The 26,429-nt window shown below is 57.7% G+C and carries 26 protein-coding genes and 2 pseudogenes; 18 read left to right on the top strand and 10 right to left on the bottom strand.

The window, feature by feature from the left end; genetic code table 11:
- Positions 1-208 precede the first annotated feature (208 nt).
- From zwf to IEQ42_RS09385, 4 genes are all read left to right on the top strand, one after another.
- On the top strand, positions 209-1,675 hold the full coding sequence (gene zwf / locus IEQ42_RS09400) for a glucose-6-phosphate dehydrogenase (RefSeq protein ID WP_210703332.1): 1,467 nt from the start codon (positions 209-211) through the stop codon (positions 1,673-1,675).
- Positions 1,662-2,375, top strand: a complete 714-nt coding sequence (pgl, locus tag IEQ42_RS09395; protein ID WP_210703331.1) for a 6-phosphogluconolactonase — start codon at positions 1,662-1,664, stop codon at positions 2,373-2,375. The genes zwf and pgl overlap by 14 nt, the downstream gene beginning before the upstream one ends.
- Before the next feature lie 17 nt (positions 2,376-2,392).
- Entirely contained in the window at positions 2,393-3,058 is a 666-nt protein-coding gene (locus IEQ42_RS09390) for a bifunctional 4-hydroxy-2-oxoglutarate aldolase/2-dehydro-3-deoxy-phosphogluconate aldolase (RefSeq protein WP_042560599.1), read from the top strand.
- A 190-nt stretch (positions 3,059-3,248) separates the two neighbouring features.
- Positions 3,249-3,974, top strand: coding sequence for an intradiol ring-cleavage dioxygenase (locus tag IEQ42_RS09385; RefSeq protein ID WP_210703330.1), 726 nt, complete (start codon positions 3,249-3,251; stop codon positions 3,972-3,974).
- 5 nt (positions 3,975-3,979) lie between these two features.
- Here the strand turns inward: IEQ42_RS09385 and IEQ42_RS09380 are convergent.
- Positions 3,980-5,160: pseudogene (locus tag IEQ42_RS09380) on the bottom strand (aminotransferase class V-fold PLP-dependent enzyme).
- Between the two features lie 31 nt (positions 5,161-5,191).
- Positions 5,192-5,428 (bottom strand): DUF3820 family protein, encoded by a 237-nt coding sequence (locus IEQ42_RS09375; protein ID WP_003227425.1) that lies wholly within the window; start codon positions 5,426-5,428, stop codon positions 5,192-5,194.
- A 204-nt stretch (positions 5,429-5,632) separates the two neighbouring features.
- Between IEQ42_RS09375 and IEQ42_RS09370 the strand changes: the two genes are divergently transcribed.
- Positions 5,633-6,100: a ferritin-like domain-containing protein gene (locus IEQ42_RS09370; protein WP_210703329.1), complete on the top strand. Its 468-nt coding sequence runs from the start codon at positions 5,633-5,635 to the stop codon at positions 6,098-6,100.
- 250 nt (positions 6,101-6,350) lie between these two features.
- On the opposite strand, the gene IEQ42_RS09365 is transcribed toward IEQ42_RS09370, so the two are convergent.
- Both IEQ42_RS09365 and IEQ42_RS09360 read right to left on the bottom strand, forming a co-directional pair.
- Positions 6,351-6,821 carry a MaoC family dehydratase gene (locus IEQ42_RS09365; protein ID WP_003227420.1) on the bottom strand — a complete coding sequence of 157 codons (471 nt, stop codon included), beginning with the start codon at positions 6,819-6,821 and terminating at the stop codon, positions 6,351-6,353.
- A gap of 42 nt (positions 6,822-6,863) precedes the next feature.
- The gene (locus IEQ42_RS09360) at positions 6,864-7,808 is read right to left on the bottom strand and encodes an alpha/beta hydrolase (RefSeq protein ID WP_210703328.1); all 945 of its coding nucleotides are present in this window, start codon (positions 7,806-7,808) and stop codon (positions 6,864-6,866) included.
- Positions 7,809-8,007: 199 nt separating this feature from the next.
- Here IEQ42_RS09360 and fadD2 point away from each other — a divergent pair, with 199 nt between their 5' ends.
- The gene (gene fadD2 / locus IEQ42_RS09355; RefSeq protein ID WP_210703327.1) at positions 8,008-9,696 is read left to right on the top strand and encodes a long-chain-fatty-acid--CoA ligase; all 1,689 of its coding nucleotides are present in this window, start codon (positions 8,008-8,010) and stop codon (positions 9,694-9,696) included.
- Positions 9,697-10,044: 348 nt separating this feature from the next.
- Positions 10,045-11,742 carry a long-chain-fatty-acid--CoA ligase FadD1 gene (fadD1, locus tag IEQ42_RS09350; RefSeq protein WP_150597738.1) on the top strand — a complete coding sequence of 566 codons (1,698 nt, stop codon included), beginning with the start codon at positions 10,045-10,047 and terminating at the stop codon, positions 11,740-11,742.
- Positions 11,743-11,912: 170 nt separating this feature from the next.
- Here the strand turns inward: fadD1 and IEQ42_RS09345 are convergent, their stop codons facing one another.
- The gene (locus IEQ42_RS09345) at positions 11,913-12,290 is read right to left on the bottom strand and encodes a hypothetical protein (protein ID WP_042560592.1); all 378 of its coding nucleotides are present in this window, start codon (positions 12,288-12,290) and stop codon (positions 11,913-11,915) included.
- A 195-nt stretch (positions 12,291-12,485) separates the two neighbouring features.
- On the opposite strand from IEQ42_RS09345, the gene IEQ42_RS09340 reads away from it, so the two are divergent.
- From IEQ42_RS09340 to def, 3 genes are all read left to right on the top strand, one after another.
- A complete protein-coding gene (locus IEQ42_RS09340) occupies positions 12,486-12,677 on the top strand; it encodes a CsbD family protein (RefSeq protein WP_210703326.1) in 192 nt (63 codons plus the stop codon).
- 164 nt (positions 12,678-12,841) lie between these two features.
- Positions 12,842-13,798 carry a YihY/virulence factor BrkB family protein gene (locus tag IEQ42_RS09335; protein WP_200612258.1) on the top strand — a complete coding sequence of 319 codons (957 nt, stop codon included), beginning with the start codon at positions 12,842-12,844 and terminating at the stop codon, positions 13,796-13,798.
- Positions 13,795-14,334 (top strand): peptide deformylase, encoded by a 540-nt coding sequence (gene def, locus IEQ42_RS09330; RefSeq protein ID WP_210703325.1) that lies wholly within the window; start codon positions 13,795-13,797, stop codon positions 14,332-14,334. The genes IEQ42_RS09335 and def overlap by 4 nt, the downstream gene beginning before the upstream one ends.
- A gap of 126 nt (positions 14,335-14,460) precedes the next feature.
- Here def and IEQ42_RS09325 read toward each other — a convergent pair whose 3' ends face one another.
- Positions 14,461-14,871: a GNAT family N-acetyltransferase gene (locus IEQ42_RS09325; RefSeq protein WP_042560588.1), complete on the bottom strand. Its 411-nt coding sequence runs from the start codon at positions 14,869-14,871 to the stop codon at positions 14,461-14,463.
- Between the two features lie 662 nt (positions 14,872-15,533).
- Here IEQ42_RS09325 and IEQ42_RS27705 point away from each other — a divergent pair.
- Together IEQ42_RS27705 and IEQ42_RS27700 are read left to right on the top strand one after the other, a co-directional pair.
- Positions 15,534-16,403 (top strand): annotated as a pseudogene (locus tag IEQ42_RS27705) (PAS domain-containing protein); the annotation flags it as partial.
- Positions 16,404-16,406: 3 nt separating this feature from the next.
- Positions 16,407-16,946 carry a methyl-accepting chemotaxis protein gene (locus IEQ42_RS27700; protein ID WP_414704685.1) on the top strand — a complete coding sequence of 180 codons (540 nt, stop codon included), beginning with the start codon at positions 16,407-16,409 and terminating at the stop codon, positions 16,944-16,946.
- Positions 16,947-17,120: 174 nt separating this feature from the next.
- Here IEQ42_RS27700 and IEQ42_RS09315 read toward each other — a convergent pair whose 3' ends face one another.
- Positions 17,121-17,561: a PACE efflux transporter gene (locus IEQ42_RS09315; protein ID WP_042560586.1), complete on the bottom strand. Its 441-nt coding sequence runs from the start codon at positions 17,559-17,561 to the stop codon at positions 17,121-17,123.
- A gap of 122 nt (positions 17,562-17,683) precedes the next feature.
- Here IEQ42_RS09315 and IEQ42_RS09310 point away from each other — a divergent pair, with 122 nt between their 5' ends.
- Positions 17,684-18,556, top strand: coding sequence for a LysR family transcriptional regulator (locus tag IEQ42_RS09310; RefSeq protein ID WP_210703323.1), 873 nt, complete (start codon positions 17,684-17,686; stop codon positions 18,554-18,556).
- Between the two features lie 251 nt (positions 18,557-18,807).
- Here IEQ42_RS09310 and gntR read toward each other — a convergent pair whose 3' ends face one another.
- A complete protein-coding gene (gene gntR, locus IEQ42_RS09305; RefSeq protein ID WP_042560584.1) occupies positions 18,808-19,839 on the bottom strand; it encodes an HTH-type transcriptional regulator GntR in 1,032 nt (343 codons plus the stop codon).
- Between the two features lie 216 nt (positions 19,840-20,055).
- Between gntR and IEQ42_RS09300 the strand changes: the two genes are divergently transcribed.
- On the top strand, positions 20,056-20,589 hold the full coding sequence (locus IEQ42_RS09300) for a gluconokinase (protein WP_042560583.1): 534 nt from the start codon (positions 20,056-20,058) through the stop codon (positions 20,587-20,589).
- Positions 20,590-20,671: 82 nt separating this feature from the next.
- A complete protein-coding gene (locus IEQ42_RS09295; protein WP_210622716.1) occupies positions 20,672-22,024 on the top strand; it encodes a GntT/GntP/DsdX family permease in 1,353 nt (450 codons plus the stop codon).
- A 177-nt stretch (positions 22,025-22,201) separates the two neighbouring features.
- Here the strand turns inward: IEQ42_RS09295 and alaC are convergent, their stop codons facing one another.
- Positions 22,202-23,419, bottom strand: a complete 1,218-nt coding sequence (alaC, locus tag IEQ42_RS09290; protein WP_210703322.1) for an alanine transaminase — start codon at positions 23,417-23,419, stop codon at positions 22,202-22,204.
- Between the two features lie 138 nt (positions 23,420-23,557).
- On the opposite strand from alaC, the gene IEQ42_RS09285 reads away from it, so the two are divergent.
- The 3 genes from IEQ42_RS09285 to IEQ42_RS09275 all read left to right on the top strand — a co-directional run bounded on the left by IEQ42_RS09285 (position 23,558) and on the right by IEQ42_RS09275 (position 25,351).
- The gene (locus IEQ42_RS09285; RefSeq protein ID WP_210703321.1) at positions 23,558-24,220 is read left to right on the top strand and encodes a LysE family translocator; all 663 of its coding nucleotides are present in this window, start codon (positions 23,558-23,560) and stop codon (positions 24,218-24,220) included.
- Positions 24,221-24,288: 68 nt separating this feature from the next.
- Complete coding sequence (locus IEQ42_RS09280) at positions 24,289-24,774, top strand: GyrI-like domain-containing protein (protein ID WP_210703320.1); 486 nt, start codon at positions 24,289-24,291, stop codon at positions 24,772-24,774.
- Between the two features lie 88 nt (positions 24,775-24,862).
- Positions 24,863-25,351 (top strand): GNAT family N-acetyltransferase, encoded by a 489-nt coding sequence (locus tag IEQ42_RS09275; RefSeq protein WP_210703319.1) that lies wholly within the window; start codon positions 24,863-24,865, stop codon positions 25,349-25,351.
- A gap of 197 nt (positions 25,352-25,548) precedes the next feature.
- Here the strand turns inward: IEQ42_RS09275 and IEQ42_RS09270 are convergent, their stop codons facing one another.
- On the bottom strand, positions 25,549-26,235 hold the full coding sequence (locus IEQ42_RS09270) for a dTMP kinase (RefSeq protein ID WP_210703318.1): 687 nt from the start codon (positions 26,233-26,235) through the stop codon (positions 25,549-25,551).
- Positions 26,236-26,429: the final 194 nt, after the last annotated feature.

The raw sequence follows: 26,429 nt of genomic DNA, 5'->3' as shown, positions 1-26,429 counted from the left end.
CTAATTCACCTGCGCAAAGGTGCGCCGGGCTATGCAAATTGGGCCTTTGATATCGCCCGTAACGGTGGCCTATCCTACTGATGGCTCCGACCGACCACCACTCGGAATCTGTATTTTGCGAAAATGTTGTGGTTATTACTACATTTTCCCTTGAGTGATGCCTTGAAAAAAGGTATTTGTAGCTTAACTTGATAAAAGAACAAACATCATGCCTTCGATTACGGTTGAACCGTGCACCTTTGCCTTGTTCGGCGCTCTTGGCGATCTGGCCCTGCGCAAGTTGTTTCCTGCCCTTTATCACCTCGATGGCGCTGACTTGTTGCACGAGGACACGCGCATCATCGCGCTGGCCCGTGAAGAAGGCACCGAGCAGCAGCACCTGGCATTCATCTCCGCCGAATTGCGCCGCTACGTCGGCAACGAGTTGAACGAGGCCGTCGCCGAACGTTTTCTGGCGCGCCTGACCTACCTGCACGTCGACTTCCTCAAGGCTGAAGATTACGTCGCGCTGGCCGAAATGGCCGGCAGCACGCAACGCATGATTGCCTACTTCGCCACTCCGGCGGCGGTGTACGGCGCGATCTGCGAGAACCTGGCGAATGTCGGGCTGGCAGAAAACACCCGCGTGGTCCTGGAGAAACCGATCGGCTCCGATCTGGAATCCTCGCGCAAGGTCAACGACGCCGTGGCGCAGTTCTTCCCGGAGAACCGCACCTACCGCATCGACCACTATCTGGGCAAAGAAACCGTTCAGAACCTGATCGCCCTGCGTTTCGCCAACAGCCTGTTCGAAACCCAGTGGAACCAGAATTACATCTCCCACGTGGAAATCACCGTGGCCGAGAAGGTCGGTATCGAAGGCCGCTGGGGCTATTTCGACAAGGCCGGCCAGCTGCGCGACATGATCCAGAATCACCTGTTGCAGCTGCTTTGCCTGATCGCCATGGACCCGCCGGCCGACCTGTCCGCCGACAGCATCCGTGACGAGAAAGTCAAAGTGCTCAAGGCGCTGGCGCCGATCAGCCCGGAAGGCCTGACCACTCAGGTCGTGCGCGGTCAGTACATCGCCGGTCACAGCGAAGGCAAATCCGTACCGGGCTACCTCGAAGAACCGAATTCCAACACCCAGAGCGACACCGAAACCTTCGTCGCCCTGCGTGCCGATATCCGCAACTGGCGCTGGGCCGGCGTGCCGTTTTACCTGCGTACCGGCAAGCGCATGCCGCAGAAACTCTCGCAGATCGTCATCCACTTCAAGGAACCGTCGCACTACATCTTCGCCCCCGAGCAGCGCCTGCAGATCAGCAACAAACTGATCATCCGCCTGCAACCGGACGAAGGTATTTCCTTGCGCGTGATGACCAAAGAGCAGGGCCTGGACAAAGGCATGCAATTGCGCAGCGGTCCGCTGCAACTGAATTTCTCCGACACCTGGCGTAGCGCGCGGATCCCCGATGCCTACGAGCGGTTGTTGCTGGAAGTGATGAACGGCAATCAGAACCTGTTTGTCCGTAAAGATGAAATCGAAGCCGCGTGGAAGTGGTGTGACCAGTTGATCGCCGGGTGGAAAAAATCCGGGGACGCGCCCAAGCCGTACGCGGCCGGGTCGTGGGGGCCGATGAGCTCCATTGCATTGATCACGCGGGACGGGAGGTCGTGGTATGGCGATATCTGATGTGAAACTGCCTGCGGGCGTGAATGCCCACGCATTCAAGAGCCCGGTGCTGTTGGCCGAAGGTCTGGCGCTGAATGTGGCCAAGCAACTGAGCGATGCCATCGCTGCACGCGGCAACGCGGTGCTGGTGGTGTCCGGCGGTCGCAGCCCGGTGGCGTTTTTCCAGCATCTGGCCAAGCAGGAGCTGGACTGGTCGAAGGTTGTCGTGACCCTCGCCGACGAGCGCTGGGTGCCGGTTGAACATGCCGACAGCAACGCCGGTCTGCTCAAGCAATATCTGCTCAAGGGCCCGGCCGCCAAGGCGCAATTCCTCAGCCTCTACAGCGCTGCGGCGAATGTCGAGCTGGCTGCCGAACAGGCTGACCGTTTGCTTGCCGAGTTGCCGCCGATTGATGTGCTGGTGCTGGGCATGGGCGATGACGGCCACACCGCGTCGCTGTTCCCCGACAGTCCGAACCTGGCCCAGGCGCTGCAAACCGACGGCACGCGTCGTTGCTGGCCGATGCTGGCGCCGAGTGTGCCGCGTCAGCGCCTGACGATGAGCCGTGCGCTGCTGGCTTCGGCCAAACACAAGATTCTGTCGATTTCCGGTCAGTCGAAACTGACCACCCTGAATGCCGCGCTGGCATCCGATGACGTCGCGGCCATGCCGGTGCGCGCGTTTCTGCAACCTACGTTAGAGATTTTCTGGTGCCCATGAGCCAAGGAACAGCCGCTATGACAACCCCATCCCCGACCGTTTCCATGGCGGACAAAGTTGCCCTGATCGACAGCATCTGCGCCAAGGCACGGATCCTGCCGGTGATCACCATCGCCCGCGAACAGGACGTGCTGCCGCTGGCCGACGCCCTCGCTGCCGGTGGTCTGACCGCGCTGGAAGTGACCTTGCGCTCACAGTTCGGGCTCAAGGCCATCCAGATCCTGCGTGACCAGCGCCCGGAGCTCATGACCGGCGCCGGCACTGTGCTGGATCGCAACATGCTCGCGGCAGCTGAAGCGGCCGGCTCGCAATTCATCGTCACCCCAGGCATTACCCGTGACCTGCTCGAAGCCAGTGTCGACAGCCCGATTCCGCTGTTGCCAGGCATCAGCAACGCCTCCGGGATCATGGAAGGCTATGGTCTGGGTTATCGCCGCTTCAAGCTGTTCCCGGCAGAAGTCAGCGGCGGCGTGGCCGCGATCAAAGCCCTCGGCGGCCCGTTCGGCGAAGTGAAATTCTGCCCGACTGGCGGCGTCGGCCCGGCCAATATCAAGAGCTACATGGCGCTGAAAAACGTCATGTGCGTGGGCGGTAGCTGGATGCTTGATCCTGAGTGGATCAAGAACGGCGACTGGGCCCGCATTCAGGAATGCACCGCCGAGGCGTTGGCGCTGCTGGACTGATCAATACCTGACACTTCGTTGTGTGTTCTACGGCTTTACGGTGCGCTTGGTCGGTGCACCGTATTTTTTTGCCCACAGAAAACCGCTGCGCCTAAAGAAGGCGTCGTTACTCAGCGATACATAGTTACCGCACCGCAATTTTTTCGTGGCGCTAACCTTGCGTTCATCTTATGGAAGAGAGGACGTACTCATGGAGCGAGATCTGGCATCAACCGCGCAGCAGTCGCTGTATCAACTGGCCCCCGAGCAAATCGCCGGGCCATTCTTTCGCAACCCCAAACTCTTGCGGCGCAACATCAGCGAAGGTGCTGAAGGAGTGCCGCTGATCCTGCGCCTGACCATCGTTGATGCCATGACCGGCGAGCCCGTCAACGGTGCGCTGGTGGATATCTGGCATTGCAACGCGCGAGGCGCTTATTCGGGCTGGAGCCGCCTCAATCCGGATGCGGAAGTCGATGTCGCGGCCATCGGCTCTATCCCGCGCACGGACGATGACACTTACCTGCGTGGTAGCCAGTTCTGTGATCACATGGGCCGCGCCCGATTTACCACCATCTATCCCGGGTTTTATGCCGGTCGCGCGCTGCACATCCATGTGGCGGTGCGCATCGTTGCCGGAAACGAATACCTGGAGGAGCGCAATGTCGCCTGGGTCGGCCAGCTGTATTTTCCCGAGGTGGTTTCCCGGTCAGTGCTCAATGCCCAGGCCTATCGCGGGCGAGCGTCATTACCGCTGAACAACGCCGAGGACGAGCTCTATGCCAGCCAGAACGGTGAAGCCTCGACGCTGACGGTCTGGCCGATCGGTCGAGAGTCGCACCAGGACGGCTTCTTCGGCCACCTGACTATCGGCATCGACACCTTCGCGGTGTCGTCGCAGATCAAACCCGAGGACTTCGACAAGTACACGGTTTAAACCAGTCAACGCAGCTCGTTGAGCGCGCGGGTCAGTAACTGCATGTCGATGGCGGTGGTGGTCACCCCCGGCGTAATACGGATGCATGGCCCGCACGCGGCGCCGGTGCGCACCACGGTGAACAGCTTGTATTCATTGAGCAGTCGCTCGGCCATCAACTGTTGATCGTCATGGCGGGTGAAGCGCATCGCCGTGATCCCGCAATACAGTCGCGGATCATCCGGGGTCATGACTTCGATACCGGGCAAGTGGCGCACAGCGCTGACCCAAAGATTGCGCAGGTAATTGAGCCGCGCACCTTTGGCCGCAGCGCCTCCAAGTGAACGGTGTTCCTCGAACACCAGCGGCAAAGTCATCAGCGCCGGGATGTTCGGCGTGCTGTACGACGTGCGTGCGCGGATATCGTTGCTTGGGTAATGCATCTCGCCCATGTCCGGATCGATATCAGCCAGGCGTTGCGGGGCGATATAGAGAAAACCGAGGGTCAGTGGCGCGCCGATCCATTTGTGCAGGTTATAGCCGGCGAACGCGATACCCATGGCTTCGAGATCGAATTCCATCTGACCCAGCGCGTGGGCGCCGTCGAGGATGATATCGACGCCATGTTCCTTGGCCAGCGCGGCAATCGCCTGTACCGGCATTACCAGGCCGGTGCGGTGGGTAACATGGGTCAGCGCCATCAACTTGAGTTTCGGGTGGCGAATGAACGTCTCGCGATACGTCTCCACCAGGCTGTCGAAACTGGCCGGATGCGCGTGGGCGATCTCGATCACCTCGACGCCGCGCTGCCTTGCCAGCCAACGCATGGCCCCTTGACCGTGTCGTACTCCAGATCGCAGATCAACACCTCATCGCCCGGTTGCAGGCGATTGTAGTTGCGGATCAACGATTGCAGGCCTTCGGTGGCGTTGCGGGTGAAAGCGACACTCTGCGCACGCACGCCCATCAGCTCGGCCAATTGTGCGCGAATCTCGAGGTTGTCGTGCTGTTCGAAGCGTTGGCGTACATACACCGAGTTGCTGTTGTTGATCATCTCGATGTTGCGCTGATACTCCTCGATCACCGTGCGCGACATGCGCCCGAAGTAACCGTTCTCCAGGTTTATCGGCGCGGATTGAGCGTCGTAGCGATTGCCGAACGTTTGCCAGAAGTCTTCATCTCGGGCGCGGCGGGTGTTATCAGTCATGGTCGGCTTAACTCTGATAGAGAAGGGCGCTTCAGTGGCGCGGGGCAGGTTTGCCGTGTTTGGCGCGCAATGGTTCGAGCAAGTCCGAGAGGCCGTTGTGGTCGATCTCCTGCATCAATGCCAGCAAGCCACCGAGTTCGCCGTGGGGAAACCCCTCTCGGGCAAACCAGTTAAGGTAAGGCCCCGGCAGGTCGGCAATGATCCGGCCCTTGTATTTGCCGAAGGGCATTTCGCGGGTGATCAGCAGTTCGAGTTTTTCTGGATTCATCGTTTTTCGTCTGGCTTCAAATCAAATTGAAAAATACAGGCATTCTGCATGCAGGCCAAATGACAGATCATGCAAATTACCGAGATACAGATAGTTCATTTATCTTTAAATTGTTGATTTATAACGTTTTTTAAAAAACAAAAAAGCTGGCACGCACTCTGCAATATCCCTTGCATCTTTCATCAACCCGCAAGGAATTGAAAAATGACCGACGTTAATAAAGAAGCCATCTCTGTACTGAACGACCTGATCGAAACCAGCAAAGACGGTCAGGAAGGGTTCAAGACTTGCGCTGAAGACATCAAGCATCCTGAACTGAAAAGCCTGTTCGCGACTCGCTCCGCCGATTGCGCCACTGCCGCTGCCGAGCTGCAAGCTGAAGTTCGCAAGCTGGGTGGCGATCCGGAAACCTCCACCAGTGTCAGCGGTGACCTGCACCGTCGCTGGGTCGACGTCAAAGCCATGTTTACCGGCAAAGACGAAGAAGCCGTGCTGAACGAAGCCGAGCGCGGTGAAGACCACGCCCTGAAGGCTTATCGTGAAGCCATCGAAAAAATCAACAAACACAACCTGGTCGGTATTCGTGATCTGGTTGAACGTCAGTACCACGGCGTACAACGTAACCACGACCAGGTGAAAGCCCTGCGTAACCAGGCTCGCGCACGCTCGTAAGCGTTCGCAGGCTGTAAAAAAACGCCAGCTAGCCTGGCGTTTTTTTATGTCCGGGGGGAAAGCCCCTCACCCTAGCCCTCTCCCGGAGGGAGAGGGGACTGACCGAGGTGTCTTACGCTATACATCGACCTGAATGAACGAGTCGAACTCAGGATTTGAATCGCATGGAGATCGGCTCCCTTTCCCCTCGCCCCCCGGGGGAGAGGGTTGGGGTGAGGGGGAGAAGATCTACCTGACACAGCGCAATCATTCAGCCAATGCTGATCGCCGGCAAAGTCGGCAAGGTCACCGTCTGCTGCTTGCGCGGCGCCAGAATCTCGGCCTCGCCATCCACGACCAACTCATCACGCTGGTTGAACACGCGGGTGGCAATGCGCACGCGAAACTTTGGCAGCTTCTCGAGAATTTCCAGACGTACAGTCAAGGTATCGCCAATCTTCACCGGCTTTTGAAAGCTCATCTGCTGACCGATATAAATGGTGCCCGGTCCAGGCAGTTCGCAGGCCACTGCCGCGCTGATCAGCGCGCCGCTGAACATGCCGTGGGCGATGCGCTCCTTGAACATGCTGGCGGCGGCGAACTCGGCGTCCAGGTGCACCGGGTTATGGTCGCCCGACATCGCGGCGAACAGCTGAATGTCACGCTCTTCGACAGTCTTGCTGTAGCTGGCGGTCTGGCCGACTTCGAGGGCTTCGTAAGGGATGTTGGTAACCTGGGTCATCGGTCTCGATTCCTGTGATGGATTGGATCAATCCACAAAAATTTATTCGCTGCGCTGAGGGCGTGGATGGCTCAGGGTCTGGTCGATCCAGGCCAGCACATCGGCGATCACTTCGTCGCGATTGGTTTCGTTAAACAATTCGTGCCGCGCCTGCGAGTAGATCTTCAGTTGCAGGTTTTGGCTGCCGGCCGAGCGCAATGCATCAGCCAGATCTTTCAGACGTTTGCCATCGCTCACCGGATCACATTCACCACCGATTACCAGCAGCGGCAGGCCCGGAGCGATCTGGGCGAGATTGGACGCTTTGCTGATTTGCTGCAAGCCGCCGAGCAAGTCGATCCACAGCTGATTGGTGCAGCGAAAACCACACAGTGGGTCGGTGGCGTACTTGTCGACTTCAGCCGGATCGCGGCTCAGCCAGTCAAACGGTGTGCGCACCAGTTTGAATTTTTTGTTGAACGAGCCGAACGACAGCCACTCGATCAGCGCGCTGCGTCCCTTGCCGCCCTGGCGAAGCTTCTCCAGACGGGCGATCTGCCGCGCCGCGCCATAGAGCGCCACCGGTTGAAAATTCGAACCACTGAGAATTGCCCCGTGCAGACTTGCGCTGTGATGCAGCAGATAACCCTGGGCGAGGTAGCTGCCCATGCTGTGGCCGAGCAGGATGATCGGCACGCCGGGATGCTGCTGGCCGATGTGCTGGTTGAGACTGGCCAGATCACCGACGACTTTGCACCAGCCGTCGTCATCGGCGAAATGCCCGAGGGTGCCGTTATCGGCGGTTTTGCCATGTCCGCGAAGATCCGGGGCGTACACGCCATAACCTTTGTCGCAAAACGTGTCGGCTAATCGGGCGTATCGAGCGCTGTGTTCCGCCATGCCGTGGGCCAGCAGGATCACCGCTTTGAGCGGCCCGAGCGGCAGCCAGCGATTGACGTACAGGCGGCTGCGGTCACTCGCGTCCAGCCATAGGGTGTCGTGGGTCATGGCGATTCCTTTGCTCAGAGTCGGCACATTGTATAGCGCGTCTGATCAGCCCACGCCACGGCACGAAGATTCACACGATCAATGAGGACCTCGCCCATATTTGCCTGAATGGCCATAACTGCTAGTGTCCGTGAAGCTCCGCTTTTTCAGAAATGACAGAAAGCGGCCCGGATCGGCTCAGGTAAAGAGGACAAGAACAATGCAACCTGATTTCTGGAATGACAAACGCCCCGCCGGCGTACCGCTGGACATCGACATGGGGGAGTTCAAGTCGGTGATCGAGGTGTTCGAGCGTTCCTGCAAGAAGTTCGCGGATCGCCCGGCGTTCAGCATCATGGGCGTGACCTTGACCTACGCCGAGCTTGAGCGCCAGAGCGCGGCCTTCGCCGGTTACCTGCAGGCGCATACCGATCTGGCGCCGGGGGATCGCATCGCGGTGCAGATGCCCAACGTCCTGCATTACCCGATTGCCGTGTTCGGTGCGTTGCGTGCCGGGCTGATCGTGGTCAACACCAACCCGCTGTATACCGCGCGGGAGATGCGCCACCAATTCAAGGATTCCGGCGCGCGGGCGTTGGTCTACCTGAACATGTTCGGCCAGAAAGTCCAGGAAGTGCTCCCGGACACCGACATTCAATACCTGATCGAAGCGAAGATGGGCGACCTGATGCCCACCGCCAAAGGCTGGCTGGTCAACACTGTGGTCAGCAAAGTGAAGAAGATGGTCCCGGCGTATTCACTGCCGCAGGCGATCTCCTTCAAAAGCGCGCTGCGCATGGGTCGCGGTCTGGGCATCAAGCCGCTGGCGGCCGGCCTCGACGATATCGCCGTGTTGCAATACACCGGCGGCACCACAGGCCTGGCCAAGGGGGCAATGCTCACCCACGGCAATCTGGTGGCGAACATGCAGCAAGTGCGCGCCTGCCTTGCGCAACTCGGCCCGGATGGTCAGCCGCTGCTGCGCGAAGGCCAGGAAGTGATGATCGCGCCGTTGCCGCTGTACCACATCTATGCCTTCACCGCGAACTGCATGTGCATGATGGTTTCCGGCAACCACAACGTACTGATCACCAATCCACGGGACATTGGCGGGTTCATCAAGGAGCTGAAGAACTGGAAGTTTTCGGCGCTGCTGGGCCTCAATACCCTGTTTGTCGCATTGATGGAGCATCCGGATTTCAAGACCCTGGATTTCTCCACGCTGAAACTGACCAACTCCGGCGGCACGGCGCTGGTGAAGGCGACGGCCGAACGCTGGGAACAGATCACCGGTTGCCGCATCACCGAAGGTTACGGCTTGACCGAAACCTCACCGGTGGCATGCACCAACCCGTACGGTGACCAGTCGCGTCTGGGCACAGTCGGTTTGCCAGTGCCGGGCACGCTGTTGAAAGTGATCAACGATGACGGCGTCGAGCAGCCCATGGGCGAGCGTGGCGAGTTGTGCATCAAAGGCCCGCAGATCATGAAAGGCTATTGGAACAAGCCCGAAGCCACCGCTGAAGTGCTGGATGCTGAGGGCTGGTTCAAATCCGGCGACATCGCGGTCATCGATACGGATGGTTTCGTGCGCATCGTGGATCGCAAGAAAGACATGATCATCGTTTCCGGTTTCAACGTGTATCCGAATGAGATCGAGGACGTGGTCATGGCCCACCCGAAAGTCGCCAACTGCGCGGTGATCGGTGTGCCGGACGAGCGTTCTGGCGAGGCGGTGAAATTGTTCGTGGTGGCGCGGGAAAGCGGGGTCAGCCTTGAAGAGCTGAAGGCTTACTGCAAGGAGAATTTCACAGCGTACAAAGTACCCAAGCACATTGTGTTGCGTGAGTCGTTGCCGATGACGCCGGTCGGGAAGATTCTGCGGCGTGAGTTACGCGATATCGCATAAAGGGCAAAAGCGCAAAGATCGCAGCCTTCAGCAGCTCCTACATGGGAATGCGTTTCCTGCAGGAGCTGCCGAAGGCTGCGATCTTTTGCTTTCGAGGCCCAAAATTCAGGGGCCTCAGGGGTGTTCTAGGATTTTTGCTCTAAAATGACTGCTAGAAAGTCTTGAGTCATCAATGTGACTGTAGGGGCCGCTTTTGGCTCTAGTCGACCCTCGGCAAAGCTGCTACTCTCGGCGCGCTTTGTGACTTCTCGGCCTATATACAAGCCAGATTCACCAATACAAAACACACACCAATAATAATCGCATCAAATGCGGTGAAGAATTCGCGTTGCTGAGGAGTGGGCTTCCATGATCGAAGACTTTTGGAAGGATAAATACCCGGCTGGAATTGCTGCCGACATCAATCCAGACGAGTATCCGAACATTCAGGCAGTGTTGAAGCAATCCTGCCAACGCTTCGCCGACAAACCGGCTTTCAGCAACCTGGGCAAGACAATCACCTACGGTGAATTGTATGAATTGTCCGGCGCGTTTGCCGCGTATCTGCAACAGCATACCGATTTGCAGCCCGGTGATCGAATCGCCGTGCAACTGCCCAACGTTCTGCAATACCCGGTGGCCGTTTTCGGTGCCATCCGTGCCGGGCTGATCGTGGTCAACACCAACCCGCTGTACACCACGCGGGAAATGGAACACCAATTCAACGACTCCGGCGCCAAAGCGCTGGTGTGCCTGGCGAACATGGCGCACCTGGCCGAAGCCGTGGTGCCGAAAACCGGCGTCAAACACGTCATCGTCACCGAAGTCGCCGACCTGCTGCCGCCGATCAAGCGCTTGCTGATCAACAGCGTCATCAAGTACGTGAAGAAAATGGTCCCGGCTTATCACTTGCCAAAAGCCGTCAAGTTCAACGACGTGCTGAGCAAGGGCCAGGGTCAGCCTGTGGCAGAAGCCAACCCGGACAGCGGTGATGTCGCGGTGCTGCAATACACCGGCGGCACCACCGGCGTGGCCAAAGGCGCGATGCTGACCCACCGCAACCTCGTCGCCAACATGCTGCAATGCAAGGCGCTGATGGGTTCCAACCTCAATGAAGGTTGCGAGATCCTGATCACCCCGCTGCCGCTGTACCACATCTACGCGTTCACTTTTCATTGCATGGCGATGATGCTGATCGGCAACCACAACATCCTGATCAGCAACCCGCGCGACCTGCCGGCGATGGTCAAGGAACTGTCGAAGTGGAAGTTCAGCGGTTTCGTCGGCCTGAACACGCTGTTCGTGGCGCTGTGCAACAACGAAGGTTTCCGCAAGCTGGATTTCTCGGCGCTGAAAGTCACCCTGTCCGGCGGCATGGCCCTGCAACTGGCCGCTGCCGAACGCTGGAAAGCGGTCACCGGTTGTGCGATCTGCGAAGGTTACGGCATGACCGAAACCAGCCCGGTGGCCACGGTCAACCCGATCCAGCACATCCAGATCGGCACCATCGGCATTCCGGTGCCATCGACTCTGTGCAAAGTCATCGACGATGCCGGTGTCGAGCAGCCGCTGGGTGAAATCGGCGAGCTGTGCGTCAAGGGCCCGCAGGTGATGAAAGGTTACTGGCAGCGTCAGGACGCCACCGATGAAATGCTCGACAGTGACGGCTGGCTGAAGACCGGTGACATCGCGCTGATCCAGCCGGATGGCTACATGCGTATTGTCGATCGCAAGAAAGACATGATTCTGGTCTCCGGTTTCAACGTGTACCCGAACGAGCTGGAAGACGTGCTGGCAACCCTGCCGGGTGTGTTGCAGTGTGCAGCCATCGGCGTGCCGGACGAGAAGTCGGGCGAGGCGATCAAGATTTTCATCGTCGCCAAACCAGGCGTGACGCTGACCAAAGAACAGGTGATGGAGCACATGCGCGCCAACGTCACCGGTTACAAGGTGCCGCGCTCGGTGGAGTTCCGCGATGCGCTGCCGACCACCAACGTCGGCAAGATCCTGCGCCGCGAACTGCGCGACGAAGAGCTGAAGAAGATCAAGGCGAAAAACGCCGCGTAAACAAAAAGCCCCGCAGATGCGGGGCTTTTTGTTGCTGCAGACTGTAGATGTGCGTTGCCTGTGATGCCGTCTTCGCGAGCAGGCTCGCTCCCACTTTTGACCGTATTTCAACTGACGGAGCGCGGTTGAATGTGGGAGCGAGCCTGCTCGCGAAGCTTTGGCTTTTTCTGTTACTGACGAAACGGCGCGAAATTCACGTTAGTCCCCGTCGGACGCATGTCCTGCAGATACGAATCCTTGTCCGCACTCAATTCCAGGCTCAACGCAGCCTTGCGCTTGCCTTCATTGCGAATCACCAGCCCTTCGAGCTTCTCACGCAGAAACACGGTCGGCACTTTCAGGTGCAGCAGTTCGTCGGTAGCCGGTGTGTGCATCAGCAGGTGAATCCACTCGTACTGACCGACGGCCAGACGCGCCACCGGCAGGTCGAACCACCAGATGTTGCGGTTACGGTTCAGTTCGGCGAAGTGGCAGTTGTTGACGCCGAGCACGGCACCGCCCAGTTCCTGGTTTCTACGGGCAATGGCCAGCTTTTTATCGAGTTTCATAACATTCCTGCGGGATCGGATATCTGGCGCACGGCGCCCATAGGTGCGCATTCTCGGGGCTGGGCGAGCAAACATAAAGCCCAACCTGCACGCCGCGACGAAATGAGCCGTCAAAAATAAATGAAACTTGGCGCAAACCCGACCAGTCAATCATTACGTACTGACTTTCCCCTAATTGCACCAAGGAGAAACACCATGAGTAGCACAGGCGATAAAGTAAAAGGCATGGCCAACGAAGCCGTCGGCAACGTCAAGCAAGGCGTCGGTAAAGCTACCGACAATGACAAGATGCAGGTCGAAGGCAAAATCCAAGAGAAGAAAGGCGAAGCCCAGCAAGAAGTTGGCAAAGCCAAAGATGCAGTGAAGAACACTGTCGACAAGGCGTAATCTGGCCTTGAACGCACGACACGAGCGGCCATCCAAGGATGGCCGTTTTTGTGTCAAAAGCCTGCGGTTATCCTGCAAAGGTCGCCAAACAGGCTACCGTGATGTAAAAAACGGCCCCTGAGTCGCCACGACTTCAACCTGTATTGCGGCGAAAGGAGACGCGAATGATTTTTCCGGACATGAAAGGTCTGCCCCTGCACCGGGTGATGGTGCGCACGGTCACTGAATTCATCGACGACGAGATGTCGACCTACGCCTCGGCACTGGCCTACCAGATGCTGTTCTCGCTGTTCCCGTTCATCCTGTTTCTGATTGCCCTGATCGGTTTCCTGCACCTGCCGGACTTCTTCTCCTGGCTGCGCCTGCAGTCGGAGCTGGTGCTGCCGCCGCAAGCGCTGGAGCAGGTCAACCCGGTGATTGATCAACTGCAGCAATCCAAGGGCGGCTTGCTCTCGGTAGGTATCGTTATTGCCCTCTACACCGCGTCTGCCGGTGTGCGCCTGATGATGAGCGCAATGAACGCCGCCTATGACGTTGTCGAAGGCAGACCTGTCTGGAAGCGCTTCCCGTTGTCGATCGTCTACACCGTCGGCATTGCCGGCATGTTGCTGGTGGCGGCGGCGCTGATGGTGCTCGGGCCGCAGGTGATGGGCTGGATCGCCGCGCAGGTGGGGCTTGAGGAATTCATCGTCACCTTGTGGACCATCGCGCGCTGGCCGGTCATCGTGATTCTGATGATGGTCGCCGTGGCACTGATCTACTACGTGATGCCGGACGTCAAACAGGAATTTCGCTTCATCACGCCGGGTTCGGTATTGGCCGTGGTGGTATGGATCATTGCCTCGCTGGGCTTTGCGTTTTACGTAAAAACCTTCGCCAACTACAACGCGATGTATGGCAGCATCGGGGCGATCATTGTGCTCTTGCTGTACTTCTACATTTCCGCTGCCGTGCTGCTGCTCGGCGCGGAGATGAATGCGGTGATCGAGCACATGTCGAGCGAAGGCAAGGACGCGGGCGAGAAAGTCCCCGGCGAACTCGATGAAACTCCCAAACAACACGTCTCGGGCCTGGGTCGCGATCACTCGATCAAGCCGGACACTGACGAAGCCAGATCATGATTCGTGAAATTCTGAAAATGGGCGACGAGCGCCTGCTGCGTATCGCCCCGCCGGTTCCGCCCGAAATGTTCGACAGCCCGCAGCTGTGGCAACTGATCGACGACATGTTCCAGACCATGGAAAGCGTCGGCGGTGTCGGCCTGGCCGCGCCGCAGGTCGGTGTCGATCTGCAACTGGTGATCTTCGGTTTCGAGCACAGCGAACGTTACCCGGACGCCGAAGCGGTACCGCAAACCATCCTGATCAATCCGCTGATCACGCCGCTCAATACGTTGACGGAAGAAGGTTTTGAAGGCTGCCTGTCAGTGCCCGGTTTGCGGGGGGCGGTGGATCGCTTCCAGCTGATTCGCTACGAAGGCTTTGATCCGAAGGGCGAGCCGATTGTGCGGGTCGCTTCAGGTTTCCATGCGCGGGTGGTGCAGCATGAATGCGACCATTTGATCGGCCGGTTGTATCCGTCGCGGATTACTGATTTCAGCAAGTTCGGTTTTACCGAAGTGATGTTTCCGGACCTTGATCCCGCAGCGGACGAATAAACCGAGTCCACAAATAATTCCCTGTGGGAGCGAGCCTGCTCGCGAATGCGGTACATCAGTGGCAGAAACTGGTCTGACACACCGCTTTCGCGAGCAGGCTCGCTCCCACATTGGTTTTTATCAGTTTCAAGGGTTCAACCCCATCGCAATCATCGGTTTGCTCCGCGCATACCGGCTCAACCGTTCCGCCATCGCCTGGGGCAGGGCGGGGTCGACACTGAACCCGCGCCGCTCATAAAACCCGCGCAAATCCGGATGGCAGAACAGCCACACCGGCTCTGTCACATCCTTCACCGCAATGCTGATCAACTGCGCAGCAACTCCCTGCTCACGGCATTGCGGATCAACAAACAACCCCGTCAACCAACGCCCACCCGCCACCGGCCGCAGGCATAGCGCCGCAACGATGTCGCCCCGTCGCGCCACCCACAGCTGCGCCTCGCGCACGGCTTTCATCGAAGATTGGTGGCGGCGGTAGAACTTGTTCATCAAGGGCCATAACGATTCGTCGAGCAGGCTGTACTGGGTGTCGGGCATGGGATCGGACTGGCGGTGGAGGAGGCGGCGATTATAAAAGAACGTGCGTCACTGGATAGGTGTATACCTGAGCCTACAGCCCTGTGAGTGGAGTCATCATCATGTCCAAAGGTATGGATTCAAAGAAAGCCGCGAAGAAGAAACCGGCCAAGACCGCGATTGAGAAGCGGGCGGAGAAAAAAGCCAAGAAAGTAGACGTATTCGGTCACTGATCCCGCCCTTCGGGAGCCCGGTTCCCGGGCTCCTGTCTGCATGACAAATAATTTGCAAATATCTCGCTCGCCATCGCACAAAAGCCTCCTGGAGGCTTTTTTTGTTTCTGGCTGAACCGTTTTTTGTGCAAAAAATGCCAGATACTGGCCGACTAGTGGCCTTGCATCAGGCTTCGCGCTGGCTATGCTGACCCATAACTAACTATGTCGACCGTCGTGCCAGGCATGCCGAGTGCATAGGGTTAGTTCGTGATTCATGCTGCCAGAGTGCGCAACCCGAGGCACCGACACTGAACCAACAAGGAGCGTTATCTAAATGGACTTTCTTCAAAACGTTAGGGCTGGCCCTCAACCGGGCTATCAAGAGAAGGATGTCTTGATTAGAGCGTTGCTGCATGGACGCTCCGATTAATCATCATTTATCACCTGACAACTTCCTCCCGTGGAGGAATGCGTGTGCCTGTTCTGTGGAACGTAGTGGTGGATTCTGAAAGACCTGAACTTTCATCAAATCAAAAAGAACGCGCGGAAGGTGATACAACCATGTTCAACCTACATCACAAGGCTGACCTGAAGGAAATCGAGCGCTTCAGCTGCGCCTTGACTGAAGCCAATGCCAAGTTGGCAGCGATCAGCCGTTCGATGGCGATGATCGAGTTCAGCCCCGATGGCATCGTTCTGGATGCCAATGAAAACTTCTGCAAGACCATGGGTTATGGCGCCGAAGAAGTGCGCGGCAAACATCACCGGATCTTTTGCGAAGAAGCGTTTTATCGCAGCGAGGAGTACGCGAAGTTATGGCGTGACCTGGCCCGGGGCGAGCCGATCAGCGGGACGTTCCTGCGTTTGAACAAGAGCGGCAAGGAGGTCTGGCTCGAAGCCAGTTACATGCCGGTCTATGGTCAGGACAAACAAGTAAAAAGTGTGATCAAGGTCGCGTCGGACATTACCGCGCGGATCAATAAGGAACATGAAGAGGAAAGCATGCTCGCGGCGATTGGTCGCTCGATGGCGGTGATCGAGTTCACGCCGGAGGGCAATGTGATCACCGCCAACGAAAACTTTCTGAAGACCACGCAGTACACGCTCAGCGAAGTCGTCGGCCACCATCACAGCATGTTCTGCCATCGGGCCGAAGCCGAGTCGGTGCAATACAAGGCATTCTGGGCTTCGCTCAATCGCGGCGAATATCACTCCCATCGCTTCGAGCGCAAGAACAAGTCCGGGCAGATGGTTTACCTCGAAGCGTCGTATAACCCGTTGTTCGACGCCAAGGGCCGCTTGTACAAAGTGGTCAAGTTCGCCAGCGACATCACCCATCAGATGACCACGTTGCAGAACGCCGCGGAATCGGCCCACAGCACTTCGGTACAAAACGACGCCTGCGCGCAAAAAGGCTCACAGGTCGTGCAGCAAACGGTGCAGATCATTCAGGACATTTCCCGCGATCTCAACGAAGCGGCGGTCAGCATCGATGCGGTCAGCAAGCAGTCGGACATCATCGGCACCATCGTCCAGACCATTCGCGGAATTGCCGATCAGACCAATTTGCTGGCGCTCAACGCGGCCATCGAAGCGGCGCGGGCCGGCGAACACGGGCGGGGTTTTGCGGTGGTCGCGGATGAGGTGCGCAGTCTTGCTGCTCGCACCAGTCAGGCGACGCTGGAGATTGTCGAGGTGGTGCGCAAGAACCATGATCTGTCGCTAAGCGGGGTATCGAGCATGCAATCGAGTTTGAGCCGCACCGGGCTTGGGGTTGAATTGGCGAACGAGGCGGGCGAGGTGATCCTGGAGATCCAGCAAGGCTCGCGGCATGTGGTAGATGCGATCAGCCAGTTCAATGAGACCTTGCAGCTGAACTAGCACCGCATAGCAACTGTAGGAGCTGCGGCACGCTGCGATCTTTTGATCTTTAAATTCAAAATCAAAAGATCGCAGCGTGCCGCAGCTCCTACATCATGTTTCATGCTGCCTTGAGGTCAAAGTGCAGCAAGAAATTTGTCGCCTGTCCTTGACGTCACTGAAGTGGCTGACGATTTATGTCGCCGCAGCCGAATCCGGCAACGCCGAAGCGGGCAGACCAAACACCCGATCAAACAGCCAGTTGAAGGCAAACGTGTAGCAAGGAATGAAGATGATCAGCGCCAGATCCAGCAGGAAAGCCTGCACCAGGCTGATATTCATCCACCACGCGATCAACGGAATCAGGAACACGATCAACGTCAGTTGAAAACCGATTGCGTGGGCGATGCGTCGTTTTACGGTGCGGGTGCGTGACTGCTGACGACTTTCCCAGTGCTCGAACATCGAGGTATAGATGAAATTCCAGGTAACGGCGATGGTCGTGATGATCACAGCCAACGGCCCGGTGCTGCCCGGTGAGGTGCCCGACAACAGCGCCAGACCAAGGGCGGAAAAGGTCATGCCTATCACTTCGTAGAGCGACACATAGACCAGTTTGCGTTTGACGCCTTGCATGCAGATTTGCCTCTTTCTTGCCATTTGTTGGCCAGTGGGACTGGCGGAGGCGACGAAAGATAGCTTCAATAGGGTTGACAGAAAAAGTCAGAAGCTTTCAGTTCTATTGATAGGTTGATCCATTGAATTTCAACAGCGACAGCATCGAATTATTCCTTGCGGTGATTGAGCGCGGCTCGTTTTCCGCCGCCGCCCGCGCATTGGGCAAAGTCCCCTCGGCCGTGAGCATGGGCATCGGCAACCTTGAGGCCGAACTTGGTTATTCGCTGTTTGATCGCAGCCATCGCGAACCGCAACCGACGGCAATGGCGCTTTCACTGGTCCCTCATGCCCGGCTGATCGCCGGGCAGCTCAAACAACTGCAAGTACACGCGGTGGAGTTGTCATTGGGGCTGGAGAGCAGGTTGTCGATCGGCGTGACTGCGGACATCGACCGTCGGCGTTTGCTGGCGGCGATCAAGGCTATTGCCGAGCGCCATCCGCTGCTCGACATCGAAGTACTGACGGCGCCGCAGGATGATGTGCTGGCGATGCTGCACAGCGGCCGCGTCAGTGTATGTCTGGCGTTCGCCGGGTTGAGCATGAACGTGCTGGAGCGCTTTCAGTTTGTCGGCAGCGAACGGATGATCGCTACGCTGGCGGCGGACAGTCCGCTATTGCAGGATCAGGATCTGTTTCTGGAAGACCTTGTGCACGTACGGCAAATTTTCGTCGCCAGTCGTGACTTGCCGATCAGTGAGACGCGGCCGTTGGTGGCTGAATCTCACTGGCGCACCGATACGCTGGAAACAGCGATGGAGATGGTTGAGGCGGGATTGGGCTGGGGCAATTTCCCGCTGTCGGTGGTGCAGTCGCGACTGGACAGCGGACGACTGAAGCGCCTGAACTTCCGCAACATCGAAAACGGTTTGGTGATGCCGGTGCATGCGGTGTGGCTGAAGAGCCAGCCGCTACAGAAAGGCGCATTGGCCCTCGTTGACCTGCTCAGTCACTAGAGACGGTGGAGATCCAATGTGGGAGCGAGCCTGCTCGCGAAAGCGCCGTGTCAGTCGTCAAGTGCTTATCTGACACGACGCTTTCGCGAGCAGGCTCGCTCCCACCGGGATTGTAATTCAACCTTGAATTTTGTGAACACCACAACACCTGTGGGAGCTGGCTTGCCAGCGATAGCGGTGTATCAGCCAAAAATGTATCGACTGACCGGACGCCATCGCTGGCAAGCCAGCTCCCACAGGAATTTCAGGGGTTATGTGCTTTCGCGGATCTTCAGTTCGAAGCCCATGTCTTCCACCGGCCGTGCCACCTTGTTCCCGGCCATCAACGTCAGCATCTGCTCCGCCGCGCGCCGGCCAATCGCCTCACGCGGTGTGTTGATGCTGCTCAGGCGCGGCACCATGTGCTCGGACATCGGCAAGTCGTTGAAGCCCAGAATCGCCACTTGCTCAGGGATTTTGATGCCGTGGCGCAGCGCCTCCAGCAATGCGCCCTGTGCCAGGTCATCGTTGCCGAAGAAGATCGCATCGACATCCGGGTGCGCCGCCAGCAATTGCAAAAACAACTCGCCACCCAATCCCACCGACGAAGCGCGTGGCGTCAGCACTTCCAGATCCGGGTCATAACGCCCGGCCTTCTGCAACGCTTTGCGAAAACCTTCGCCACGCAGCAACGTGCGCTGATCAAGTTGCGCCCCGATGTAAGCCAGACGTTTGCGCCCCCGCGAGAGCAAATGCTCAGCCGCCGTTTCGCCGGCGCTGAGTTGGGAGAAGCCGACGCAATTCACGCCGGCGGCGCTGTCCAGTTCCATCATGTACACGCAGGGAATGTTGCTGGCCTCGATCATCCGCCGCGAACTTTCGGTGCGATCAAACCCGGTCAGCAGAAACCCGCGCGGCTGATAGGCCATGTAGTTGCGCAGCAGGTTTTCTTCTTCATCACGGGAGTAGTGGAAGTTACCGATCAGTACTTCAAAGCCCTTGGGCGTCAAAACCCGATGAATGGCTTCCAGCGTATCGATGAACAACAGGTTGGACAGTGACGGCACCAAAACCACCACCGAATGGCTCTGCGCTGAGGCCAGGGCGCGGGCGGCAGGGTTGACCACGTAGTTGAGTTCGAGGGCAGCCTTGCGGACTTTGTCCACCAGTTCGGTGGCCACGGTGCTGACCCCGCGCAAGGCGCGGGAAGCGGTAATCGGGCTGACGCCGGCAAGGCGAGCAACTTCATTAAGGGTGGGACGGCCGGTGGTGCGGGTATTTTTATCGTTTTTAGGAGTGGTCATCGGGCGGCTTGCCAAACAAAAATCAAGGCACTAAGGTAGCGCTGTCCTGATGCAGCTGCAAATGCGTAAGCGAGGTCCTGCCTGATCTTCGCTTTTTGGTGTTGGGAACAAACCTGCTGCAACCCAAAAAAACGACAAGAAGGCGTCGGCAACTTCTATCTGTGCACTAGAGTCATAGCTTGCAAAGGTAGCGCTGTCTGCGCGCTGAGGTGTTTCATGAATCATCCCATCACCGCCCTGGTCATCATGGGCGTTGCCGGTTGCGGCAAGACGTGCGTCAGCGAGGCCCTGTGCCAATTGAGCGGCGCCACTGCCATTGAAGGCGATACTTTCCATCCGGCCGCGAACATCGAAAAGATGAGCGCGGGGATCCCCCTGAACGACGACGACCGTGCCGGCTGGCTCGACAGCCTGTGCGAGGAGCTGCGTCGCGTTGACGCCACGGGCCAGCGCCCGGTGCTGACCTGCTCGGCCCTCAAACACAGTTATCGTGAAGTCTTGCGCAGTGCCCTGCCGGGCCTGGGCTTCGTGTTCCTTGAATTGACCCCTGAAGTTGCCGCCGAGCGTGTGTCCCATCGTCCGGGCCACTTCATGCCGGCCACGCTGATCGAAAGCCAGTTCGCCACCCTCGAATCGCCCAAAGGCGAGCCGTTGACCCTGGCGTTGAACGCTTCGATCCACAGCGTTGAAGAACTGGCTGAGCAAGCTCACGTCTGGTGGCAGGCCAATGGCCTGAAACAGGCGGTATGAGCGTGTTCGTGCAGACAGCGCTGTCCTTACGACTTCTGATTAACCCGCTTTAATAACAACAACAAACCAGGAGACACCCCCAATGTTTGGCATGTCCCACGACGCCTACCTGCTGCTTGATGCAGTGGTCACGGTGATCGGACTTATCGTCCTGATCACCAAGTTCAAGATTCACCCTTTCATTGCCCTGACCATCGCCGCCGCATTCCTCGGCCTGACATCCGGCATGCCGATCGGCACCATCATCAAAGCGTTCCAGGACGGCTTTGGTGGCGTGCTTGGTTTCGTCGGCATCATCCTCGCGCTGGGCACCATGCTCGGCAAAATGATGGCCGAATCGGGCGGGGCAGATCAGATTGCCCAGACCCTGATTCGCGCGTTCGGCAAGGACAAAGTCCAGTGGGCAATGATGTTCGCCGCGTTCCTGGTGGGCATTCCGTTGTTCTTCGAAATCGGCTTCGTGCTGCTGATTCCGCTGGTGTTCATCGTTGCCCGCCGCACGGGCGTGTCGATCATCAAGATCGGTATCCCGTTGCTCGCCGGCCTGTCCGCCGTGCACGGTCTGGTGCCACCGCACCCGGGCCCGCTGCTGGCCATCGGCGTGTTCGGCGCTGACATCGGCAAGACCATTCTCTACGGTCTGATCGTTGCGCTGCCGACTGCAATCATTGCCGGGCCGATCTTCGGTACGTTCATCGCCAAGCACATTCCGGGTCACCCGAATCAGGAACTGGTCGATCAACTGGCCCGCGAAAACGATACCGCTGTCCTGCCGAGCTTCAGCATCACCCTGATCACCGTGCTGCTGCCGGTGTTCCTGATGCTGCTGAAAACCTTCGCTGACGTGGCGCTGCCGGACGGTAACTTCTTCCGCACCTGGATGGACATGATCGGTCACCCGATCTCGGCACTGCTGCTGGCATTGCTGCTGTCGCTGTACACCTTTGGCTACAAGCAGGGCATCGGTTCCAACCAGATCCTCAAGTGGCTGGATGCGAGCCTGGCGCCAACCGCCGCGATCATCCTGATCATCGGTGCCGGCGGTGGCTTCAAGCAGATGCTGGTCACCAGCGGCGTGGGCGATGTGATCGGCCACATGGCGGTCAGCGCACAGATCTCGCCGATCCTGCTGGCATGGCTGGTGGCGGCGGTGATCCGTATTGCCACCGGTTCGGCAACGGTTGCGACCATCACTGGCGCGGGCATCGTGGTGCCGGTGGTCGGAATGGTTCCGGGCGTCAACCGTGAACTGCTGGTGCTGGCCACCGGTGCCGGTTCGTTGATCCTGTCTCACGTCAACGACGCCGGTTTCTGGCTGGTGAAGCAGTACTTCAACATGACCGTGGCCGAAACGTTCAAGACCTGGACGGCGATGGAAACCATCCTTTCGGTGGTCGCGTTGGGCTTTATCCTGCTGTTGTCGATGTTCGTTTAACAGCAAACGCCAACCACAAAAAAACCGCAGCGATGCGGTTTTTTTGTGGGTGATGATTCGTGACATAGACAAAACCAATGTGGGAGCGAGCCTGCTCGCGAATGCGATGTGTCAGTCGATATGGATTTCAGCTGACTCGACGCTTTCGCGAGCAGGCTCGCTCCCCCAAGGAAGTTGTCAGGTGCTGGATTTCGGGGCTAATCCATCCGCCCGGAACATCCCGCGAATGCCGCGTACAGCCTGGCGAATGCGGTCCTGGTTTTCGATCAGCGCGAAGCGCACGTGATCATCGCCATACTCACCAAACCCCACCCCCGGCGAGACGCAAACCTTGGCCTCGGCCAGCAGTTTCTTGGCGAATTCCAGCGAACCCAGATGCGCATAAGCCTCAGGGATTTTCGCCCAGACGTACATCGAAGCCTTTGGGTTTTCGACCATCCAGCCCAGTTCATGCAGGCCTTTGACCAGCACATTACGGCGTTGGCGATATTGCTCGGCGATGTCTTTCACGCACTGCTGATCGCCTTCCAGCGCAGCAATCGCGGCGACTTGCAGTGGGGTGAAAGTGCCGTAGTCGTGGTAGCTCTTGATCCGCGCCAAGGCGTTGACCAGTTCTGGATTGCCGACCATGAAACCGATGCGCCAACCGGCCATGTTGTAGCTCTTGGACAGGGTGAAAAACTCCACCGCGATGTCCTTGGCGCCCGGCACTTGCATGATCGAAGGGGCTTTCCAGCCGTCGTAGACGATGTCGGCGTAAGCCAGATCGTGGATGACCAGCACGTCGTATTGCTTGGCGAGGGCGATCACCCGTTCGAAGAAATCCAGTTCCACGCACTGCGCAGTCGGGTTCGACGGGAAGCCGAGGATCATCATCTTCGGCTTCGGGATCGAGCCGCGAATCGCCCGTTCCAGTTCGTCGAAGAAGTCCACGCCCGGCACCAGCGGTACAGAACGCACCTGAGCGCCGGCAATTACCGCACCGTAGATGTGAATCGGGTAGCTGGGGTTCGGCACCAGTACGGTGTCGCCCTGATCCAGGGTCGCCAGCATCAGATGCGCCAGGCCTTCCTTGGAACCGATGGTGACAATGGCTTCGCTTTCCGGGTCGATATCGACCTCGTAGCGTTGCTTGTACCAATTGGAAATCGCCCGACGCAGACGCGGAATGCCCTTGGACGTGGAATAACCGTGGGTGTCGTCACGCTGGGCGACTTGCACGAGTTTTTCGACAATGTGCGGCGGCGTGGCCCCGTCGGGGTTGCCCATGCTCAAGTCGATGATGTCTTCACCACGACGCCGCGCGGCCATCTTCAGCTCGGCGGTGATGTTGAAAACGTAAGGGGGGAGTCGATCTATGCGCGCAAAGCGGCGCGGCGAACCTTGTTCAGCCATTGTTGCCTCGGATAACGTAAGCGCCCGGAACCGTCCGAGCGACGCTGGTCACTGCGGTGACCTGTTGGCGAAGATAAGGGCTGTGATGGCAGACTGTCCAGCCTGCGCGTAAACAAATTTTTCCAAGGAAATCGGTTGATGGAATTCACCAGCGGCTTTTTGCTGAGCCTCTCGCTGTGCCTGGATATCGGCGTGGCCAACATCGCAATGATCACGCTGGCCATGCAGCGCGGTTATTTTCAGGGCTTTGCGCTGGGCCTCGGCACCTGTGTCGGCGATCTGATTTATGCGTTGCTGGCGCTCGCCGGAATGACCGTGTTGCTGCAATACGAAACCGTGCGCTGGGTGCTGTGGATCGGCGGTTCGGCACTGCTGATCTATTTCGCGGCGAAGATGATCTACTCGGCAATCCATCACGAGGCGCTGCTGGCCGAGACGGCAGAGGTGGGGCAGAACTCCCACCGCAAGGAATTTTTGCGGGGGATCTTCCTCGCCATGTCTTCGCCGAGCGCGATTCTCTGGTTCGCTGCGGTAGGCGGCACGTTGATCGCCCGCTCGGGCGGGGGCGGGCCTTTGAGTTCTGCTTTGTTTCTCGGTGGGTTTCTGTGCGCAGGGCTGTTGTGGTCGGCCGGTTTGTGCTTCGCCGCAAGCCATGGTGGCAAGCTCCTGGGTGATAAGCTGCTGCGCTACTCGTATATGGCATCTGCAGCGATCTTCTGCTATTTCGCGGTTTACGTGATCGTATCTGGCTATAACGAGTTTGTCGGGTCGGGTGCGGCCGAGGCCCTGCATACGCTCTGATGTTGCGAATCGGGTTTGGCTTCTATACTCCCAGCCGAACCCACTTTTTTCGTTCCAGGAGTCGAGTCATGGATGAGCAAACACGCGTCGAAGTGGCAGAACCTCGCTTCGAACATGGACAATTCCTGCTGATAGCAGGGCTTGGCGGACGATTTACTCAGGACACCACCGATGGCATCCCCGAACTGTGGGAAAAATTCATCCCGCATCTGGGCAAGATTCCCGGGCAGAAGAACGAAGTGACGTTCGGCGTCTGCTGCAATGCGGACGGCAAGGGTGGTTTCGAATACATCGCCGGGGTCGAAATCAGCAAACTCGATGATCTGCCGGAACAGTACCGTTGGATCGAGGTGCCACCGCAGGATTACGCGGTGTTCGAGCACAAAGGTTCACTGGATCAGTTGCCAGAGACCTTCCAGTACATCTGGAAAACCTGGCTGCCGCAGTCCGGACGCGAAGCCGCCGATGCGCCGGAGTTCGAACGCTACAGTGAGGATTTCAACCCCAAACTGCATACCGGCACGCTGGAAATCTGGCTGCCACTCAAGGCGTGAATTGCGCGCGGCGGGGCGGGTCAATGACCTGTCTCGCCGTTTCTGCTTTATGCTTGGCAGCCTTGTTTTCACTGATTTTCGAGCTGCCATGATTACCCTAATCCGCAACGTCACTGCCACTGACCTGGATCGCTGCTACGCCATCGAAACCGTTGCCTACGATGGCGACGAAGCCGCCACCCGCGAAAAGATCGCCACGCGCATTGCGACCTGGCCGGATGGCTTCATCGTTGCCGAAGTCGACGGCGAGGTCGCCGGGTTCGTCAACTCGGGCGCGGCGTTCGATGTGCAGATGTCGGACGAGGCGTTCAAGGAACTGATCGGGCATGATCCGAAAGGACCAAACGTGGTGATCATGTCGGTGGTGGTGCACCCGGATTATCAGGGGCAAGGGCTGGCCAAGCGCTTGCTCGCGGAGTTCATCGAGCGCATGCGCGGGATGGATAAAGCGACGATTCATTTGATGTGCAAGGAACAGCACATCCCGCTGTATGCCGGGTTTGGCTTTGCCTACATCAAGCCGTCTGAGTCGGATCACGGCGGGATGGCGTGGCACGAGATGATTCTGACCCTGTAAATACTTGCCCCTGTAGGAGCTGCCGAAGGCTGCGATCTGTTGATCTTGCTTGTAAAAAACAGGATCAAAAGATCGCAGCCTTCGGCAGCTCCTACAAAGTATGGTGGGTCAGTAAAGGGTGTCGCTCACACGTTTCGACGTTTCACGGTCGTAGCTGTGGCGTCGATCAGCCCATCATTAGACACGTTCGTTGTTTTCTACTCTCTACAAAGAATGCTCTGGACTGCAGTCACCGCCTTTTCGAGTACGGCTTCCTCACTTAGATCGGTTGTATCGATTCTTATCCAGTTCACCAGACCGCATCGCTCATAACTGGATCTAACTCGATTCTGATAGTCAATAAAGCCCTTTTGGGGATTTGTATTGGCGCCGTCATAGGCTCCACTCTCGCTAAGGCGAAATGCTCCTTTTCTCTGTGCTGCCAGTGCCGGATCAACATCTAAAAAAATTACGAAGTCAGGTTTTCTAATCGTTGAGAAAATTGCCAACGCATCCTCAGCCAAATCAGTACTCTTAAGCAGAAAGCGCGCTAGGTATTTATAGTGCCAACCATCGGAGATGCAGCTTGCGCCAGAATTGATCAAAGGTGTTATAGCCGCATGATCTGTGGCCTGAAACCACGCAGTGATGAGGCTTATCCAGTGTTTGTCACCTAATTGTTCAAGGGGAGCGTTGTCTGGATAGTCCCATAAGACTTCACGTAGCCGAGACATATGAAACTCTGTATAGCCTGTAGGCACTGGAGGACGATTTTTGTCTATATAGTGCAATGCAGAATGGGACTGAAAAATTCTGTCATATGTTGCTCGCGCAACCGTTGATTTTCCTGCGCCATCGGTACCTTCGAATGCGATAAATACTCCCTTATCCAAAGAATAATTCATGCAAAACCTCCTAGGTAAGCTTCAGTATCTAAAGAGTTTCTTCCACTTCCTTCTATTAGCGGTCTAAGGAAACTCTGAAAAAGGCTTCCAGATTTGGTGAAATACCCGCCTCACAGGAATCGAACGGTTGAGTCCCGATGAAACAGATGTCCTTCGCCGATGCTGAGTACGCCGGCAAACGTAAGCAGACCCGC

It is taken from the genome of Pseudomonas iridis, from assembly GCF_017980685.1.
GTDB lineage: Bacteria > Pseudomonadota > Gammaproteobacteria > Pseudomonadales > Pseudomonadaceae > Aquipseudomonas > Aquipseudomonas iridis.
This window is presented reverse-complemented; position numbering and strand designations above follow the sequence as displayed.